This is a genomic window from Amycolatopsis ponsaeliensis (assembly GCF_030182635.1).
GTDB classification, from domain to species: Bacteria; Actinomycetota; Actinomycetes; order Mycobacteriales; family Pseudonocardiaceae; genus Amycolatopsis; species Amycolatopsis ponsaeliensis.
Genome location: NZ_JAPZLD010000001.1, coordinates 66,676 through 85,735, shown reverse-complemented (window position 1 = coordinate 85,735; position 19,060 = coordinate 66,676). Strand labels below are relative to the sequence as shown.

Sequence of the window (19,060 nt, the reverse complement as noted above, 5' to 3'; positions counted from 1 at the left end):
GCACTAGAATCGGTCGACGTGCCGCCCACGCGATGTCCCCGGGTGTTCGTCTCGTACGCCGGTGACTCTGGCGGACACACCGACACCGTCGTTCGGTTCGCTGAACAACTGCGCGGCGAACTGGGCATCGACGTGCGCCTGGATCTGTGGGAGCGCGATCAGCGGCGGGACTGGCTCGAATGGGCGGTGGACCAGATCGAGCACGGTGACTTCGTGCTCGCGATCGGCTCCCCCAAGTACAAGCGGCTGGCCGCATCGGACGGCGGTCCGCACGACCACGCCCGGTTCCAACTCGCGATGCTGCGCGAGCACCTGGCCGCGGACCGGGCTCAGTGGCTGGCCAAGATCCTTCCGGTCGTCCTGCCCGGATGCTCCGCTGACGACCTGCCGGCGTTCCTCCAGCCCTATTCCGCGACCCGATACGCAGTCCCCGAGCAACTCGACGAGTTGCTGCGTGTGCTGACCGGGCAGCCCCGCCGCGTCCAGCCGGAACTGGGACCACGCGCCGATCCGGCGATCACGGAACAAGACGGGCTGTTCCGCTCGGCAGTGCTGAGCGCGGACCTGAGCCGAGTACTGGTCGAGGCTGCGGAGGGCCTCGCGGGCGCGGTCGCCGACCTGTGGCGAGGTGAGTCCAGGCGGCTCGGCCTGGACGACCCGCGCCCGCTCGCCACCCGATGGCGCACTGATGACGGCGAATTCGACCGGCTCGGGCCGTTCTTCCGCCGGGACGTGCCGTCCCGGCGGCTGCTCATGCTCGGCCGCCCGGGATCCGGCAAGAGCGTATCGGCGATCCGGCTCGTGTCCGATCTGCTGGACGGGTGGACCAGGGGCGACCCGGTGCCGGTGCTGGTCCCGGTCACCGACTGGCACCCAGGTGAGCTGCACGCGTTCGACTGGCTCGCTCGCCGGCTGGCCCGCGACCACCGGCTGGGCCGGACCGTGCGCTGGGTCGACGGGACGCGCATCACGCTGGCGTCCGCGCTGCTGGAGGTGGGCCTGGTGCTGCCCGTCCTCGACGGCCTGGAGACGATCGCGGAGGACCTGAGGGCCGAGGCGATCGCGGCGCTCAACCGTCTGGGGTCGTCGATTCCGCTGATCGTCACGTGCGGCTTGGCCGAGTACCGCGAACTGGACGCTGCGGGTATCGGGCTGGCGCGCGCCACCCATGCCGAACTGCTGCCGCTCGGCCGGGATGACGTCGAGGAGTACTTGGCCGAGACCGTGCCCCATGGCGCGTCCCGCTTGGCCCCGCTGTTCGCCCGGCTGCGTGCGGAGCCCGCGCCGACGCCGCTCGTGGTGTGGCTGATCCGCGTGGTCCACCAGGAACTCGGCCGCGATCCCGGTGACCTGTGCGACCGGATCCGCTTCCCGGACTGGGACTCGATCGAGGCTCACTTGATGAAGCACCTCGTCCGCGGGGTCTATCCGGACTACCCCGGTCGCCGCCCCCACGTGGCCTTCGCCCGAGTGCACCACAGCACCGTGCAGCGCTGGCTGGAGCACCTCGCCCACAACCTCGCCTCGACCGGGGCAGCGGACATCGCGTGGTGGCAGCTCGATCGTTCCCTCCCGTGGGTCGCTCCCACCTGTCGGGTCGTGGCGGGCGCCGTGCTGGGCTTCGGGCTGCTCAGCGCGGTCGGCGTCGTGCCCGGGTTGGTGGCCGCCGCTGTGGTCGGGCTGGCCGCCGGCAACTCGTGGTACCTGGCCTACTTCAACGTGACCGACATCGAAACCCCGCACGCGTTCGACAGTTCGACGCATAAGGTGCGCGCCGAATTGCGCGACTTCGCGAAACTGCTGGGGAGCGCGCTGTTGTTCGTGGTCGGCGTGCTCGCGCTGCTGATCGCCGGCCGGGGCATCGCGACCGGACTCGTGCTCAACCTCCGCGCGGCACTGACGCTGACGACGCTCGTACTCGGCGGCGGGTTCCTGGTCTGGTGGTCCGGACGCAAGCTGTGGCACCGGCAACGCCACGGCCGCAGCGACGGCGTGGTGGTGCTCGCTGATCTCAAGCGCCCGACGAGCCCGGGCGGAACCCTCCGCGCGGACCGAAAGGTGGTCCTGGCCGGGACCGGAACCATGCTCGCGATCGCGGCGGTGTTCGCCGTGCTGGGCGTCGACCACGCGGTCCGGATCGCCCTCGGCTACGGCGCCGCGTGGATGTTGTTCAGCGCGTACGCCAGATTCACCGTGGCCCGGCTCGTGCTTGCCGCGCGCGGCAAGCTGCCGTGGCGGCTGTTCGGGTTCCTGGACGATGCCCGCGACCGCGGCGTGCTCCGCCAGTACGGAGCGGTCTACCAGTTCCGACACCAGCACCTGCAACGGAACCTGGACGACCCGGCGTAGCCGGTGCCGCCCGTTCCGCCCGTTCCGCCCGTTCCGCCCCGAGAATCTACCGAGCGTCACCGGACGGAGGAACCGGCAAAGCGCCCAAAATTGCCCGACGCCGGACTGTGCGCTCGAGGATTCCGAGCGTGGCCTTCAGTGCGGACTCGGGGACCACCGGGAACGTGATGCGCTCCTTCCACTCCTCGCTGATCTCCGACCAGTCGTAGTACGACGTGACCAGGGTGCCGGTCTCGGCCGGCTCCAGCCGGTAGCCGTAGATGTGCCGGGCATGCGGCCGGACGCGGCCTTCGACCGTCCAGGCGATCTCCTCGTCCGGGACGAGCCGGGTGATGACCACTTCGACGTCGTACTTGCCCAGAGGAACGTCGCCGAGGGCTTCCCGGTCCATGTGGACCAGGAATCGGTCGCCGGACTGCTTGACTCGCTCCCCTTCGGCGTCGATGAGCATTCCCGACGCGTCGATGTCCACGTGGCCCTTCGGGTCCGTCAGCACCGCGAAGATGGCGTCTGCAGGGGCGGGGATGAGCCGGGAAACCTCGATCCGTTCGAGGCTTTCTTCCGTGCGAGGGGTTTCCGCCGTGGCGGTCAAGACCGCGCGGCCGAGGGTGTGCGAGGACATCGTGAAGCCGAGGAACGCCGGGGTGGCGTCGGGCGGGACCTCGACGGACTCGACGTCGAGGGCGTGCACCACGACGAAGTAGCGGTGCGGGCCGTGCCCGGCCGGTGGGGCGGCGCCGATGAAGCGGGCCGCGCGGGCGTCGTTGGGCAGCTGGAAAGCCCCCTCGGGCAGGCCCGAGCCGGTGTCGTCGCCGGCGCCCTCGGGCAACTCGGTGACGGTGGCGGGGATGCCGGCGACCGCCCAGTGCCAGAACCCGGACCCGGTGGGGGCGTCGGGGTCGTAGACGGTGACGGCGTAGCTCTTGGTGCCTTCCGGGGCGCCGCTCCAGGACAGCTGCGGGGAGATGTCTTTCCCGCCGGGGACGCCGAAGATGCCGGAAAACTGCTCGGGTGACCAAGCGGCGCCATCGGTGACGGTCTTGCTGGTGACCGCGAAGGATGCCGCCTCCGGGAGGCGGGCGAACGGGTCGTTGGCGCTCATCGCGTGCTTCCTTTCAAGCCGATCTGACAGATCGACCATAACACAGATAATCGATTATCTTCCGGATCGTCTATGCTGTCATCATGCCCGAGACGGCCCGCACCTCCCCCTCGTCGAAGAAGCAGATGCTCTCCGAGCAGGTCTACGAGCACCTGAAGGACGCGATCATGCGCGGCGACCACAAGCCCGGCGAGGCGCTCAAACCGCAGGACCTCGCCGGCCGGCAGGGCGTGAGCCTCGCCGTCGTGCGCGAAGCGCTCGTGCGGATGGTCGGCGACGGCCTCGCCGACCGGCTGCCCAACCGCGGCTTCGCCGTCCCGGCCTTCTCCGACCGCCGGTGGCAGGAGGTCATGGAGGCCCGCCGGATCATCGAACCGGTGCTGCTGCGCACGTCTGTCGAACGCGGCGACATCGACTGGGAAGCCCGCGTCCGGGCCGCTCACCACCGCCTGGCCCGCACTCCGCCGTTCGAGCCGGACGAGGGCGCCTACTACAGCGCGGCCTGGTCGGAAGCCCACCGGGTCTTCCACCGCACGCTGCTGGAAGGGTGCGGCAACCCGGTCCTGCTGGAGACCTTCGACCGGATGTGGACCGCGAGCGAGCTGGCCCGCCGCTGGTCGGCGCACCGCACCCCCGCCCGCGACCACGTCGGCGAGCACCGCCGGCTGGAGGAGGCGGCGCTGGCCCGCGACGCCGACGCCGCGGCCGAGGCGCTGGTGCGGCACCTCACCCTGACCGCGGCCGGACTCACCCTGCCTCCGGACCGGGCAAGTCAGCGGTCCGCGGCACCCGGGAACACGTAGTGAGTGTCGGAACCCCGCTCGAACAGGCGCCATTGCTCGATCGGGCCGCCGCAAGCCGGGAAGACCTCGATTGCGACGGACCCCATGAGCGACAGCGTCACCGTCCCCGCCCCGCCCAAGGTCGCCGTTTCGACGACGTACTCGACGGACCGGAAACGCTCGCTGACCTGACGCGCCCGCTTGTCGAACATCGTCTCGTTCGTCCGGTAGGCCTCGTCCGGGTCGGCGTCGGCCGTTGCGGGGTAAGCCATGTCCACCGTGCCGAACCAGGTCGACTCGCCGCGAGTCACCCGGAACGGGCACTGTGCGTGCAGCCAGGTTTCGACGCCGCCGCGGGTGAAGCCGACTTCGGCGATGTTCACCGTCCTGCTGAAGGCCGTCACCCTGGCCGAGACCAGCCCGGCCAGCCCGGCCTTCAGCTCATCGACCGTCGACACCGGATCGGCTCCCCCTACTCGAACACTCCGTAGCCCGCGACAGCATGGGCCCGGACGCCGTCCATGTCGAGCTCCACCCCGATGCCGGGAGTGTCGGGAAGCGTGATGTAACCGTCCTTCACGATCGAGCCGCTGCCGTCGGGGGCGTGGACGTAGCTGTCCCACACCTCGCGCTCCTCGAGGGCGTGCCATTCCTGGACGAGGAAGTTGGGGATCGCTCCACATTGGTGTGATGTGGCCATCGTGCCCAGCGGCGTCGACACCAGGTGCGGTGCGAACGGAATGTAGTGCAGCTCCGCGAGGTTGGCGATCTTCTTGGCTTCCGCGAGGCCACCGCACTTCGGCACGTCCGGTTCGATGACGTCCACCGCGCCGCGTTCGAGCAGTTCGCGGAATCCCCAGCGCAGGTAAAGGTTCTCGCCCGCGCAGATCGGCGTGCGGGTCTGTTCCCGCACCCGCACCAGCGCGTCGATGTTCTCCGCCGGCAGCGGTTCCTCCAGCCACATCAGGTGGAACGGCTCGAGCTCCTGCGAAATCCGGCACGCGCTCGGCACGTCGTAGCGGGCGTGGAGGTCGATGGCCAGGTCGACGTCCGGTCCGATCGCCTCCCGGACGGCGGCCACGCGCTCGACCATCGAGCGCAGCTCGGCGGCGTTGATCGTGTGGTTGAAATCGTCGAACTTGGCCGGGTGGCGCAGGTTGTCGATGTCGAACTTGATGGCGGTGAAGCCTTCGGCGACCATCCGCTGGGCCCGGTCGACGCACCCGGCGATCGAACCCGCCGGGTCGTCGCCGTCGCCGCAGTCGGCGTAGAGGCGGATCCGGTCGCGGAACTTCCCGCCCAGCAGCCGATACACGGGCTGGCCCGCGGCCTTGCCCGCGAGGTCCCACAGCGCGAGCTCGATCCCGGACAGCGCGATCACGAACACGCCGCTCTGAGCACCCGCGAAAACCTTGCTGCGGCGCAGTTTCTCCCAGCACCGCTCGACGTTGCGCGGGTCCTCGCCGATCAGGAGCGGCTTCAGGGAGTCGATCATCCCGACGACGGCGCCCGCGCCGGCGTCGGGATTCGCCTCACCGAACCCGCTGAGGCCCTCGTCGGTGTCGATCCGCACCAGCGTGGCCTGACCGTGGTAGGCCACCACCGCCGTCGTGACGTTCACGATCCGCATTGCTCTCCTGCCGCTGCGTAGTGCCGAAGAACGGGTCTGTCGCGATGTCTAACTTGTCCTATAAGCTGATGACATGCCAAGGAGACAAGAGTCTCCGGACGCTGTCAAGGTCCGGACTCTTCCGGTGCAGGTGGCGGCCCACCTGACCCGGCGCATCGTCAAGGGCGAAATCGAGGACGGCCGGGCGCCGTCGGAACTCGAGATCTCCCAGGAGTTCGGCGTTTCCCGTGTGGTGGCGAGGGAAACGCTCAAGATCCTCGCCTCGCTCGACATCGTCGACGTCGCGCAGGGCCGCCGCGTCGTCGTGCGTCCCCGCGCGGAATGGGACTACCTGAACCCGTTGCTGATCGAGTGGCTGCCGACGGAGATCGTCGACGAGCTGCTGCAGGAACTGCACCAGATGCGCGTGCTGCTCGAGCCCGAACTCGCCGCGATGGCCGCGACCGGCATCACCGACGAGACGCTGGCCCGGCTCGGGAAAGAGATCGAGCGGATGTCGGCGCTCGAGGCGGATCCCGAGGCCTACCTCGAGGTCGACCACGAGTTCCACATGGAGATCTGCCGGGCGGCCGACAACCGCATCCTCGACCGGATCATGTACTCCGCGCGCTGGCTCGGCACGGCCAGCCGCCGCCTCACCAACGAGGCGCCGGCCGGGCTGCACCGCGCCACCGCCCAGCACACGGAGATCTACGAGGCGCTCGTGGCGCGCGATCCTTCGGGCGCCCGCGCGGCGATGCGCAAGCACTTGAGCAACAACTACTCCACGCTCCTCGCGGAGAAGGAGCAGCGAAGCAAGCGGGCCGCCCGGCGGCGTTAGCCACACCCCCTGCACGACCGAGCTCCGGAACCGATGACGAGGACGGACGAGGCATGGCAGCATCCGCGATCCCGCCGATCCGGCTGGGGCTGATCGGCACCGGGCTCGCGGTCGAAAAGCTGCACTGGCCGGCGTTGCGCACGCTCGCCGACCGGTTCGCGGTCACCGCGTTCACCGACTCCTCCGCCGAGCAGAGCACGAGGTTCGCCCGCTACAGCGGGACCGATCCGGCCCTGGCCGCCGCCGACCGGGCCGCGCTGCTGGCTCGCGGCGACGTCGACGCCGTGCTGATCTCGGTGCCGATCCCGCACCTGTACGAGGTGGCGCGCGACGCGCTCGCGGCGGGCAAGGACGTGCTCTGCGAGAAGCCGGCCGGCGTCGACGCGGAGCAGGCCGAGGCCTTCCTCGCCCTGGCGGCCGGGCATCCGGACCGCACCTTCGTGATGGGCGAGAACTACTTCTACCGCGACGATCTGCGCTACGCCCGCGCCTTGCTCGACAGTGGCGCGATCGGCCGCCCGCACCTGATGGCGTGGCGGCACGCCGGCCGGGTGGTGCCCCGCGAGGGCGGGTTCACCGGCACGCCGTGGCGGCACCGGCCGCAGTACCGCGGCGGTGTGCACCTCGACTTCGGCGTGCACCACATCGCCCAGATCCGGCTGCTCTGCGGCGACATCGCGCGGGTGCACGGTGCCGTGCAGACGGCCAACAGCACGATCGACGCACCGTCGGACCTCGCGCTCAACCTCGTCTTCACCGGAGGCGCCATCGGCAACTACACCGCGTCCTACCCCGAAATCCCGCTGCCGCCCGAACCCAACGACATGCGGCTGTACGGCACCGAAGGAGTGCTCGTGCTCGCCGGATCCGAGTCGGAGCGCAGCGTGACCCGCAGCGGTTCCGACGCCACCGCCCACACGACGGTCTTCCGCGGCAGCGACAACGGCTACCGCGCGGAACTCGTCGACTTCGCCGATGCCGTGCAGTTCGGAGCGCGGCCGGTCGGCAGCGTCGCCCAGAGCGTGGCCAACGCGATGGTCGTCCAGCGGGCGCTCGACTCCGCGGAACGGGCGGCCGCACTGGCGCTCGACCCCGTGCCCGGCGCGGGCCCGGTACCGCTGTGGCGGCCCCGCGGCGCGACCGGGTTGTTCGACGGGCTGCCAGGACAACGCATCAGCAGTACGGCGTCCTTCGCCGCATGAAAGACCCAGCTTCGAAGACTCGGCTTTGAAGACTCACAGCGCGGCACTCGCCTCGCTGTCCCCGCCGGTTGCACCGTCGCCCCGTCGGTACGAGGAGTTTGTCATGGAAGAGAAAACTGACCTGTCGAGGCGCACGTTCCTCGGTATGAGCGCGGGGGTGAGCGCGCTGGGCGTGCTCGGTCTCGCCGGGTGCGGGAGCGGCCCCGCACCCGCACCGCAGGTCGACGTCCAGGTCCCCAAGGCGCTGCTCGACCAGGCGGCCGCCCTGCGAGGCGGGTCGGTGGGGATGCTCTCGCAGAAGCTGTACTCGGAAGCCGCCAACAAGGCACTGGACAAGTCGCTGCAGGTGTTCGCGCAGGCCACCGGCACCACGGTCCGCAACGACCTGGTCTCCGGCGACGCCGGTGACATGGTCGCGAAGATGGACGCCGAAGTGAAGGCGGGCACCAACCGTGATCTGGCCTTCATGAGCGACCTGCGGTTCGTCGGCCAGCTCCACAACCTCGGCGCCCTCACCGACGTCACCGACGTGGTCACCGAGATGAAAGCGCTTTACGGGGAGCCCGCGACGGAGGCGACCAACTACTGCGTGTTCGACGGGCGCTGGTTCGCGATCCCCTACCACTTCATCGGGACCGGGATGTACCTGCGCAAGGACTGGTACCAGGAAAAGGGTCTCCCGCTCAAGCCCTACTACTCGTGGGAAGAGCTGCGCGACAACGCGCTGGCGGTCTCCGACCCGGCCAAGCGGCGCTTCGGCTGGGGCCTCACGGTGAACCGCTCCGGCGACGCCAACGGCTTCATCCAGAACGTCATCAACACCTACGGCGGGGCGATCGCGGACAACACCGGCACGAAGGTGGTGTTCAACTCTCCGGAGACCGTCGAAGCCATCACGTTCATCGGCGACATCTACACGAACCCGAAGTACGCGCCGATGCTGCCGCCCGGCATCGGCAGCTGGACCGACTCGAGCAACAACGAGAACTGGCTGGCCCAGATCCTGGGGCTCACGCTCAACCAGTTCAGCGTCTACGCCGACTCGAAGACCAAGAAGAACCCGGTCTACGCCAACACCCACCCGTTCAACGGCGCCACCGGACCGGCGCTCGACCGGCCGCTCGCGTACGGCCAGTCCAACTCGTTCGTCGTGTTCAAGGGGGCCAAGAACCCCGACCTCGCCAAGCTGGTGGCGAAGTTCATGGCCGGCGGGAGCGCATTGCTCGGTGTGGCAAAGGAAGCGCCGTGCCTGGTCAACCCCTCGTGGGACAAGGTGTGGGACTCCGACCCGTACTACACCACCGGTGACCCGGCCTTCGCCGCGCTGCGGGAGCAGACCCGCGCGCCGCTCCCGGTGAAGATCAAGACCGGCTACGCCTTCCCCCAGGCCCCGAGCCCCGGCGAGCAGGCCGCCGTCGCCGCCTACCTGCTGACCGACATGATGCAGTCGGTCATCCAGGGCACCAAGCCGGCCGAGGCCGTGGCCACGACGCACACCCGGATCGTGCAGATCTTCGAACAACAGGGCTACCGGCAATGACCGTCCTGCGTCCGAAGACGACACCGCCGGCGCCGGCCCGTCCGGCGCCGGGCGGGTCGTCCTCGCTCACCCCGACCCAGCGGCGGCTCGGGCGCGACTGGCGCCTCGCCGCGCTGTTCATCGGGCCGACGCTGGTGCTGGTCGCCGGCCTGATCCTGGTCCCGATCATCAGCTCGGTCTTCACCAGCGCCACCGAACGCCACGGTGCGGACACGGTCTTCGTCGGGCTGGACAACTACACCGCCCTCATCGGCGACGCGCTGTTCCACAAAGGCGTGCTCAACTCGTTCGTCTTCACCGCCTACGCCGAGATCTTCAAGGTGGTCTTCGGCCTCATCGCGGCGTTGATGCTGCACCACATGCGCCGCGGCCGGGCGATCCTCGCCGGGGTGATCCTGCTGCCGTGGGTGATCCCGACGGTCGTCACGGCCTTCACCTGGCGGTCGTTGCTCGACCCGATCTTCGGCAGCGTCAACGTCCTGCTCACCGACTCCGGGATCGGGCCTGCCCTCGCCGCGATGGGGCTCGTCGACAAGTGGCCCGCGGAGTGGCTGTCCGATCCCACGCTCGCCATGCCGGCGGTCATCCTGGTCAACGTCTGGAAGGGCATCCCGTTCTTCACGGTGACGTTCCTCGCCGGGCTCAAGGCCATCGACAGCGGGCTCCACGAGGCGGCGATGGTGGACGGCGCCTCGCCGTGGCAGCGCTTCGTGCACATCACGCTGCCGGGGCTGCGCCCCGTCATGATCGTGACGGTGCTGCTGTCGTCTATCTGGACGTTCAACAACTTCGACCTGATCTGGCTGATGACCCAGGGCGGGCCGGGCGACGCCACCGCCCCGTACGTGATGGTGGCCTACTCCAAGGCCATCCAGCAGCTGCAGCTGGGCGCGGGCGCCGCGGTCACGCTGGTGATGCTGCCGATCATCGCCATCCTGGTGGTGATCCTCGTGCGGATGATGCGCCGCAGCGACCAGCCGGGCGCGGCCGATATGGGGCGCCGGCGGCTGAGTCCGGCTCAGCGCCGGGCGATGCCGTGGGTGATCGTCGCGGGCACGGTGCTCGTGCTGGTCTGGGCGTCGCCGCAGATCATCTGGAAGGCCGCGCTCGTGCTGGGCGTGTTCGTGGTGCTCGCGGCCGCCGTCGGCCGGCTCGTCTCCATGCTCGCCTCGCGCGGCAACCGGCTGGCCGCACGCCTGGTCGGGGGCACCGGCTCGGGGGTCGCGCTCGTGGGCCTGCTGGGCTTCGTGCTCGCCCCGCTCTACTGGATGACGGTCACGGCCTTCAAGTCCGACGACCAGATCGTCGCACGCACCGACGACCTCTGGCCGACGCCCTGGAGCACCGAGCAGTTCACCAACCTGTTCGAGGGCCGGGCGTTCGGCACCTGGTACCTCAACACGATCCTGGTGTCGGTGGCGTCCACCGTGATCGCCCTGGTCTGCGCGGCGCTGGCCGGCTACGCGCTGGCGCGGCTGAAGTTCCGGGGTTCGGAAAGCTTCACGGTGACGATCCTGCTCACCTACGTGATGCCGGGCGCGCTGCTGTTCATCCCGCTGTACCAGCTGATGAGCGGGATCGGGCTCAACGACTCGCTGTGGGCGCTCGTGCTCGCCTACCCGACGTTCACCCTGCCGTTCGCGACGTGGCTGCTCGTCGGCTACTTCAAGTCGATCCCGGCCGACCTCGAGGAGGCCGCGCTGGTCGACGGCTGCACGCGGTTCGGGGCGTTCCGCCGGATCGTGCTGCCGCTGGCCAAACCGGGCCTGCTCGCGGTCGCGCTGTTCACGCTCACCAACGCGTGGAACGAGTTCCTGTTCGCCTTCGTGTTCATCACCAAGGACGAATACAAGACACTGCCCGTCGGCATGCAGTCGATGATCTTCGGCGACGTCGTGCCGCAGGGGCAGCTGGCCGCGGCCTCGCTGCTGGTCAGCATCCCGGTCGTGCTCATGTACGGGTTCGGGCAGCGGTTCCTGACCGAGGGCCTCACCGCGGGGGCGGTGAAGGGATGAGCGAGATCACCGAGGAGTACGTCGCCACGGCGTCCCGGCCGAGCAAGCTGCTCATCACCGACCTGCGGGTGGCCACCCTGGCCGGCGTGCCGTTCCGCTCGGCGATCATCCGGATCGACACCAACCAGGGCCTGTCCGGCTACGGGGAGGTGCGCGACGGGGCCAGCGCCACCTACGCGCTCATGCTCAAGAGCAGGCTCGTCGGGGAGAACCCCTGCAACCTCGACAAGATCTTCCGCAAGATCAAGCAGTTCGGGTTCCACGGCCGGCAGGGCGGCGGCGTCTCCGGCGTCGAAATGGCGCTGATGGACCTGGCAGGCAAGGCGTACGGAGTGCCCGCGTACGCGCTGATCGGGGGCCGGTTCCGGGACGAGATCCGCTGTTACGCCGACACTCCGTCCCTATCGGACCCGCACGCGATGGGCGCCCGGCTGCTGGAGCGCAAGCAACGCGGGTTCACGATGCTGAAGATGGACGTGGGCGTCGACCTGCTGTGGGACGTGCCGGGGGCGCTGATCGCGCCGCCGGGTGCCCGCGAAGACGTAACGACGATGCATCCGTTCACCGGCATCCAGGTCACCGTCAAGGGTGTCGACCATCTGGAGTCCTATGTGGACATCGTCCGCTCCGTCGTCGGCTACGACGTCGCGCTCGCCGCCGACCACTTCGGCCACATCGCCCTCGACTCGTGCATAAGGATCGGCCGCGCGCTGGAACCGTTCACGCTGGCGTGGATCGAGGACCTGATCCCCTGGCAGCTGACCGACCAGTGGCGCCGGCTCACCGCGGCCGTCGCCGTCCCGACGTGCACGGGAGAGGACATCTACCTGCTCGACGGCTTCCGGCCGCTGCTGGACGCCGGCGCCATCAGCGTCGTGCACCCCGACCCGGCGACGGCGGGCGGGATCGCGGAGACCAAGCGGCTCGGCGACTACGCGCAGGAGCGCGGGGTCGCGATGGCACTGCACCTGGCGGCGTCCCCGATCGCGACGATGGCGTGCGTGCACCTGGCCGCCGCCACGGAGAACTTCCTCGCCCTCGAACACCACGCGGCCGACGTGGAGTTCTGGAGCGACCTCGTCACCGCCCCGCTGATCCGGAACGGCCACATCACGGTGCCGGACACCCCGGGCCTGGGGTTCGGGGATGTCAACGAGGACTTGCTGCGCCGCCACCTCGACCCGCGCGATCCGGTGTTCTTCGCCGAGACGACGCACTGGGACAAGGAGTCGAGCCACGACCGGCTGTGGAGCTAGGCTTTGCCCCGCTCGGCGCGCCACCGCTCGTACTCGGGCCGGGCCTCGTCCGAAAGCGGGTAGTACAGCCGCATGTCGCCACCCTCGCTCAACCGGATCCGGGAGAACTCCTCCCATTCCGCGTGTTCCTGAGCGTGGGCCACCAGAGCGGGGGCGAGCTTGACCGGCACCACGACCGCGCCGTCGTCGTCGGCGACGACGATGTCGCCCGGCTCGACGAGCGTGCCACCGCACGCCACCGGCACGTTGACGGCGGCCGGGACGATGTCGGTCTGGACGTGGAAGTTCGGTGTGGCGCCCCGGATCCACAGCCCGAGGCCGAGCTGCTTGGCCTCGCCGATGTCGCGCAGGCAGCCGTCGACCACCACACCGAGGCCGCCGCGGCCCTTGAAGTAGGTCAGCATCATCTCGCCGAACACACCGCTGCCCATGTCGCCGCGCGCGTCGACGACGATCATGTCGCCGGGCTGGGCGTGGTACATGACGTGCCGGTGCAGCTGCTTTTCCGGTTCTTCGTACTCGTCGACGGGATAGAGGTCTTCCCGCTTCGGCAGGAACTGCAGCGTCAGCGCCGGGCCGGCCACGCGCACGCCGGGGGTCACCGAAACCGGGCCGCGGATGAAGGCGCTGCGGATGCCCATGCGGCTGAGCTCGCCGCTGGCGGTCGCGCTGCCGATGGCCGCGAGGGCCGCGCTGAGTTCGGCAGGCGGGCGAACGATGTCGTGCGTCTCGACCACGTCGATGGCTCCCTCGGGTCCGCGCTGACCGTGAACTTCGATCTCCATCCGAGCGTACCCCTGTAACCGTTGCGAGATCGAAGACGACTCACCACGGCCTGGCTTGTCGTGACCGGTCACGACGGCGGCAACCGATTCGAGGAGGCCTCCATGCCGGACCCGGCCCTGGTACCCGCGGCAGCCCCGGACTCGGTGCGCGAGCTGACCGTCGGTTCCCTGCTCCGTGAAGCAGCCGAGCGCGCGCCGTCGGTGACCGCGCTGGTCGAAGGCGTCCCCGATCCGCAGGCCCGGCGCCGCTGGACGTACGCGGATCTGCTGACCGAAGCCGAAGAGGCGGCCCGGGCCCTGCTCGGCCGGTTCCGGCCGGGCGAGCGGGTCGCCGTGTGGGCCCACAACATTCCGGAGTGGGTGGTGCTGGAGATGGCGGCCGCGCTCGCCGGGGTGACGCTGGTGACGGTGAACCCCGCCTTGCGGGAGAGCGAGCTCCGGCACGTCCTGAGCCAGTCGCGGGCCGCCGGGGTCTTCCTGGTGGCGGAGTACCGCGGCAGCCCGATGGCGGACCTGCTCGCCCGGGTGCGCCCCGGCCTCCCGCACCTGCGGGAGACGGTGCTGTTCGAAGACTGGCCGGCGTTCCGCGGATCCCGTTCCCCCACCGAGGTGCTGCCGGCGGTGAGCCCGGACGACCCGGCGCAGATCCAGTACACCTCCGGCACGACCGGCACCCCCAAGGGAGCGGTCCTGCACCACCGCGGCATCACCAACAACGCGCTGCTGTCCTACGTGCGGACGCTGGACATGCGGCCCGGCGAGAGTTTCGTCAACCCGATGCCGCTGTTCCACACCGCGGGCTGCGTGCTGGCCACCCTGGCGCCGATCGCCTCGCTGGGCACCCAGGTCCTGCTGCCGTGGTTCGACCCCGGGATGCAGCTGGAGCTGATCGAATCCGAGCGCGGCGCGGTGTTCGGCGGGGTCCCGACCATGCTGCTGGCCCTGCTGGGCCACCCGCGGTTTCCCCGGACCGACTTCTCGTCCGTCCGCTACGCCCTCGCCGGCGGTGCGACGGTCCCGCCCGAGCTGGTCAGGCGTATCGAGTCGGCGCTGGGGGTGCCGATGAGCATCGTCTACGCACAGACCGAGGCCTCCCCCGGGATCACGATGACCCGCCTGGACGACAGTCCCGAAGACCGGGCGGAGACACTCGGGCGGCCGTTGCCCGGCTGCGCGGTCAAGATCACCGACCCGGCCACCGGCGACGTGCGTGCCCGCGACGAGATCGGTGAGGTGTGCACCCGCGGATACCACGTGATGACCGGCTACTTCGACCGTCCCGACCAGACGGCCGAAGCGATCGACCCGGAGGGCTGGCTGCACACCGGCGACCTCGCGAGCATGGACGAGCGCGGCTACCTCCGGATTGAGGGCCGCGTCAAGGAGATGATCATCCGCGGCGGCGAGAACATCTACCCCCGCGAGATCGAACACGTCCTGCTCGACCACCCGGCCGTGCAGGACGTCGCGGTGGTCGGCGTCCCCGACCCGGAGTGGGGTGAACAGGTGGCCGCTTTTGTCCGGCTCACGCCCGGCGAGACCGTGGGCGAAGCGGAACTGTTCGCCCATGTGCGAGAGAAGCTCGCGCCCCACAAGACGCCCCGGGTCTGGCGGTTCGTCACCGAATTCCCGTTGACCGGCTCCGGGAAGATCAAGAAGCACGTTCTCCGCGACTCGCTGGCGGTTTCCTGAGGTTCCGTCGTGCTCCGCCGGAACGGCTCACGGCCACAGCAGAGCAGCACCGTGCCAGACAGCCGACCGGTTCAAGCCCTACACCCGCATCGAGCGGCCCCTCGGGTACTTGACGCAACCCTGACGAGCGCCCCGGCGTTTCTTGACGAAATCCCTACGCCGCGCCGCGGATCTTGATGTTTTCCATATCCCGCACCGCGGGTGCCCGGGAGACGCTTCCGTACGTGCCGGCACCCACCTCATCGCTCAAACGGCTGGTACTCGGCCGGCCGTTCCGCAGCGACACCCTCGGCGAGACTCTGCTGCCCAAGTGGCTCGCCCTGCCCATCTTCGCCAGCGACCCGCTGTCGTCGGTCGCCTACGCGACCCAGGAGATCCTGCTCATCCTCAGCATCGGCGGCCTGGCCTACCTCACGCTGGCGCCGTGGATCGGCCTGGCCGTCGCGGTGCTGCTGACCGTCGTGGTCGTGTCCTACCGGCAGGTCGTGCGCGCCTACCCCAGCGGCGGCGGCTCGTACGAAGTGGCGTCGAAGAACCTGGGCAGCTCCGCCGGGCTCGTCGTGGCCGGGGCGCTGATGGTCGACTACATCATGACCGTCGCGGTGTCGGTCGCCTCCGGTGTGGACAACATCATCTCCGCCGTCCCCCAGCTCAACGACTACCGCATCGGCCTCGACATCGGCTTCATCGTGCTGCTGACGGCGATGAACCTGCGCGGCATCCGCGAGTCCGGCCGCACGTTCGCGATCCCGACCTACCTGTTCATCGGCGGGGTCATGCTGATGATCGTGCTCGGGTTCGGGCAGCTGGTCGCCGGGCACGCCCCGGTCGCCGAGAGCGCGGGCTACGACGTCCGGCCCGAGCAGGCCGGGCTGACCGGACTGGCGCTGGTCTTCCTGCTGTTGCGGTCCTTCTCCTCCGGCTGCACCGCCCTCACCGGTGTCGAGGCCATCTCCAACGGCGTCCCCGCCTTCCGCAAACCCAAGAGCGCCAACGCCGCCCGCACGATGACCGCGATGGGCGCCATCGCCGTCGTCATGTTCGGCGGCATCACCGCGCTCGCGATGATCTCCCGGGTCAAGATCGCCGAGAACACCTGCGACCTCACCGGTTTCCGCGGCAACTGCGACAGCGACCCGCAGCGGACCGTGATCAGCCAGATCGCCGCGGCCGTCTTCGGCGGCGACCACTCCGTCATGTTCTACTTCCTGCAGGCCACCACCGCGCTGATCCTGATCCTGGCGGCCAACACCGCGTTCAACGGGTTCCCGCTGCTGGCCTCGATCCTCGCCCAGGACCGCTTCCTGCCCCGCCAGCTGCACACCCGCGGCGACCGGCTCGCGTTCTCCAACGGCATCATCGCCCTCGCGCTGGTCGCCGGGATCCTGATCTTCGCCTTCGACGGCTCGACGACCCGGCTGATCCAGCTCTACATCCTCGGCGTGTTCACCTCGTTCACGCTCTGCCAGGCGGGCATGGTCCGGCACTGGAACCGCGAGCTGGCCACCGCGACCGACGCCCGGCAGCGCCGGTCGATCCAGCGTTCCCGGCTGATCAACGCCCTCGGCGCGGTGCTCACCGCGATCGTCCTGGTCGTCGTCATGATCACGAAGTTCACCCACGGCGCCTACCTGGTCGTCATCGCGATCCCGGTGCTGTGGGTGATGATGCGCGCGATCCACCGCCACTACAGCCACGTCCGCGAAGAGCTCCAGGCCGACGACGAGAGCGAGCTGCTGCCCAGCCGCGTCCACGCCGTCGTGCTGGTGTCCACTTTGCACAAGCCCAGCCAGCGGGCGATCGCGTTCGCCCGCGCCACCCGGCCCGACACCCTGGCCGCGATCACGGTGAACGTCGACGACGCCGACACGCGGTCGTTGCAGCGGCAGTGGGAGCTGCGGGACATGAAGATCCCGCTCAAGGTGCTCGAGTCCCCCTACCGCGAGATCACCCGGCCCGTGGTGGCCTACGTCAAGAACCTGCGGCGCGCCAGCCCCCGCGACGTCGTGTGCGTCTACATCCCCGAATACGTCGTCGGGCGCTGGTGGGAGAACATCCTGCACAACCAGAGCTCGCTGCGGCTGAAGGGCCGGCTGCTGTTCGAACCCGGCGTGATGGTCACCAGCGTCCCTTGGCAGCTGCACTCGACCAGCCGCCGCGACCTCCAGCGCGTCCGCCCGCTCCCGGGCGACACCCGCCGCGGCATCACGCCGCAACGACGTTCATGAAGGCGAGTCGAGACGCGCGAGCCGGCCCGTTCACTCGAGGCCGGCGTGCTCCAGGTCCAGCAGGCGCTGGATGCGGCGGCGAGTACCGTCGGTGATCTCGCCGGCTTCGAAGAGCCGGGTCAGCTCGGCGGTCTCGACGTCGATCAGCTCTCGCCGCAGTGACCGGTAGTCGATCCTTCTCTCCAGGTCCGGGGTGGCTTCGGCGGCGTCGTCCTCGATGCGCTCGAGCCGGGCCTGCCAGCCCGTCCGCAGCTGGTCGACGACGAACTCCGGCGCCGATTCCGTTTCGGACAGGTGCTGCAGGTGGCTCAGCCCGGCCTCGGTGAGCTTCCGGCGGGCGGCGCTGTACTCGGTGCGCAGGTCGGCCGGGTCCAGCGCGATCCCGGCGCGTCGCACCAGCGGCGCGAGCGTGAACCCCTGCACCACCAGCGTCAGCACGATCACCGCGGTCGTCAGCAGCAGCACCAGATCGCGCGCCGGCAGGGCGGAGCCGTCCAGGGTGAGCACCGGCAGCGACAGCGCCGCGGCCAGCGGCACCACCCCGCGCGCGCCCGCCCAGGAGACGACCGCGGGCACTTGCCAGGAGATCCGCTCGCCGCCGCGGCGCTGCCGGATCGCCGAAAGCACGAACACGAGCACCAGCCGGGCCAAGACCAGCGTCGCCGCGATGGCCAGGGCTTGCAGCAGCCACCACGCCCCGCTCCCGGCGAGCCGCCGCACCAGGGCGGGCAGCTGCAGGCCGATCAGTCCGAACACGACGCTTTCCAGCAGGAACACCACGGTCTGGTACACCGCACCGACCTGCAGCCGGATCCGCGCGGTCGTCAGCCGTTCGGCCTGGGTCCCCAGGATCACGCTCGCCACGACGACCGCCGTCACGCCCGACCCGCCGACCGACTCCGCGACGACGTAGCCGGCGTACGGCGTGACCAGCGAGATCACCGTCTCCAGGATCGGATCTTCGGTGCGCCGCCGGATCAGGAACGCCCCGAGCGCCGTCAGGACGCCGACCGCGAGACCGCCGCCGGCCAGCACCGCGAACTCCCCCAAGGTCCGGCCCCACGACGCCGCCCCGCCGGCGATGGCCAGGAACAGTGCCACCCGGAACAGCAGCAAGCTGGTCGCGTCGTTGAACAGGCTCTCCGCCTGGATCAGCGCCTGCACCCGCGGCGGCAGCGCCAGCCTCCGTGCCAGCGCCGTCACCGCGACCGGGTCCGTGCTGGCCAGGATCGCGCCGAGCACGAAGGCCATCCCGACCGGCAGCGGCGTCACGAGGACGGCTGTCCCGATCACCGCGGCGGCCGAGAGCAGCACCAGCCCGACCGAGAGCACGGCGACCGGCCGCCCGACGGCACGCAGGTCCCGCCAGGGCAGCTCCTCCCCCGCGGCGAACAACAGCGGCGGCAGCACGACCAGGCTGATCACTTCGGGCGTCACCTGCACCGCGGCGACGCCGGGCAGCAACCCGACGGCGACCCCGGCAACGACCAGGAGAGACGGCGCGGGCACCCGCAGCCGGTTCGCGAAGGTGGCGACGACGGTCGCGACGATCACCAGGAACAGTACGGTTTCGACCCCGCGCATCAGCCGGTCCTCCACATCCCGAATCCGGATGCCGACCAGACTTCCCGGCGCGCCGCGCTCAGCCTACGCGACGCG

At 69.9% G+C, this 19,060-nt stretch carries 14 protein-coding genes; 9 read left to right on the top strand and 5 right to left on the bottom strand.

Annotated features, from left to right (window positions below):
* The first annotated feature begins 18 nt into the window (after positions 1-18).
* Complete coding sequence (locus tag QQ657_RS00335) at positions 19-2,349, top strand: SEFIR domain-containing protein (protein WP_284739949.1); 2,331 nt, start codon at positions 19-21, stop codon at positions 2,347-2,349.
* A 46-nt stretch (positions 2,350-2,395) separates the two neighbouring features.
* Here QQ657_RS00335 and QQ657_RS00330 read toward each other — a convergent pair whose 3' ends face one another.
* Entirely contained in the window at positions 2,396-3,451 is a 1,056-nt protein-coding gene (locus tag QQ657_RS00330; RefSeq protein ID WP_284739948.1) for a YbhB/YbcL family Raf kinase inhibitor-like protein, read from the bottom strand.
* 125 nt (positions 3,452-3,576) lie between these two features.
* On the opposite strand from QQ657_RS00330, the gene QQ657_RS00325 reads away from it, so the two are divergent.
* Positions 3,577-4,254: a GntR family transcriptional regulator gene (locus QQ657_RS00325; RefSeq protein WP_284740424.1), complete on the top strand. Its 678-nt coding sequence runs from the start codon at positions 3,577-3,579 to the stop codon at positions 4,252-4,254.
* On the opposite strand, the gene QQ657_RS00320 is transcribed toward QQ657_RS00325, so the two are convergent.
* Both QQ657_RS00320 and QQ657_RS00315 read right to left on the bottom strand, forming a co-directional pair.
* A complete protein-coding gene (locus tag QQ657_RS00320) occupies positions 4,224-4,691 on the bottom strand; it encodes a hypothetical protein (protein ID WP_284739947.1) in 468 nt (155 codons plus the stop codon). The two genes, QQ657_RS00325 and QQ657_RS00320, sit on opposite strands and share 31 nt — an antisense overlap.
* Before the next feature lie 14 nt (positions 4,692-4,705).
* Complete coding sequence (locus tag QQ657_RS00315; protein WP_284739946.1) at positions 4,706-5,863, bottom strand: mandelate racemase/muconate lactonizing enzyme family protein; 1,158 nt, start codon at positions 5,861-5,863, stop codon at positions 4,706-4,708.
* Positions 5,864-5,936: 73 nt separating this feature from the next.
* Here QQ657_RS00315 and QQ657_RS00310 point away from each other — a divergent pair, with 73 nt between their 5' ends.
* The 5 genes from QQ657_RS00310 (at position 5,937) to QQ657_RS00290 (ending at position 12,696) form a co-directional block, all read left to right on the top strand.
* The gene (locus QQ657_RS00310) at positions 5,937-6,683 is read left to right on the top strand and encodes a FadR/GntR family transcriptional regulator (protein ID WP_284739945.1); all 747 of its coding nucleotides are present in this window, start codon (positions 5,937-5,939) and stop codon (positions 6,681-6,683) included.
* Between the two features lie 53 nt (positions 6,684-6,736).
* The gene (locus QQ657_RS00305; protein WP_284739944.1) at positions 6,737-7,885 is read left to right on the top strand and encodes a Gfo/Idh/MocA family protein; all 1,149 of its coding nucleotides are present in this window, start codon (positions 6,737-6,739) and stop codon (positions 7,883-7,885) included.
* 103 nt (positions 7,886-7,988) lie between these two features.
* Entirely contained in the window at positions 7,989-9,425 is a 1,437-nt protein-coding gene (locus QQ657_RS00300; RefSeq protein ID WP_284739943.1) for an extracellular solute-binding protein, read from the top strand.
* A complete protein-coding gene (locus QQ657_RS00295; RefSeq protein WP_284739942.1) occupies positions 9,422-11,440 on the top strand; it encodes an ABC transporter permease in 2,019 nt (672 codons plus the stop codon). The genes QQ657_RS00300 and QQ657_RS00295 overlap by 4 nt, the downstream gene beginning before the upstream one ends.
* Positions 11,437-12,696 carry a mandelate racemase/muconate lactonizing enzyme family protein gene (locus tag QQ657_RS00290; protein WP_284739941.1) on the top strand — a complete coding sequence of 420 codons (1,260 nt, stop codon included), beginning with the start codon at positions 11,437-11,439 and terminating at the stop codon, positions 12,694-12,696. Before QQ657_RS00295 ends, QQ657_RS00290 begins: the two co-directional genes overlap by 4 nt.
* On the opposite strand, the gene QQ657_RS00285 is transcribed toward QQ657_RS00290, so the two are convergent.
* On the bottom strand, positions 12,693-13,481 hold the full coding sequence (locus QQ657_RS00285; protein WP_284739940.1) for a ribonuclease activity regulator RraA: 789 nt from the start codon (positions 13,479-13,481) through the stop codon (positions 12,693-12,695). The genes QQ657_RS00290 and QQ657_RS00285 overlap by 4 nt on opposite strands.
* 102 nt (positions 13,482-13,583) lie before the next feature.
* Here QQ657_RS00285 and QQ657_RS00280 point away from each other — a divergent pair, with 102 nt between their 5' ends.
* Together QQ657_RS00280 and QQ657_RS00275 are read left to right on the top strand one after the other, a co-directional pair.
* Positions 13,584-15,173 carry an AMP-binding protein gene (locus QQ657_RS00280; protein ID WP_284739939.1) on the top strand — a complete coding sequence of 530 codons (1,590 nt, stop codon included), beginning with the start codon at positions 13,584-13,586 and terminating at the stop codon, positions 15,171-15,173.
* A 224-nt stretch (positions 15,174-15,397) separates the two neighbouring features.
* Positions 15,398-17,401, top strand: coding sequence for an APC family permease (locus QQ657_RS00275; protein ID WP_284739938.1), 2,004 nt, complete (start codon positions 15,398-15,400; stop codon positions 17,399-17,401).
* Between the two features lie 30 nt (positions 17,402-17,431).
* Here QQ657_RS00275 and QQ657_RS00270 read toward each other — a convergent pair whose 3' ends face one another.
* The gene (locus QQ657_RS00270) at positions 17,432-18,985 is read right to left on the bottom strand and encodes a Na+/H+ antiporter (RefSeq protein ID WP_284739937.1); all 1,554 of its coding nucleotides are present in this window, start codon (positions 18,983-18,985) and stop codon (positions 17,432-17,434) included.
* Positions 18,986-19,060 lie beyond the last annotated feature (75 nt).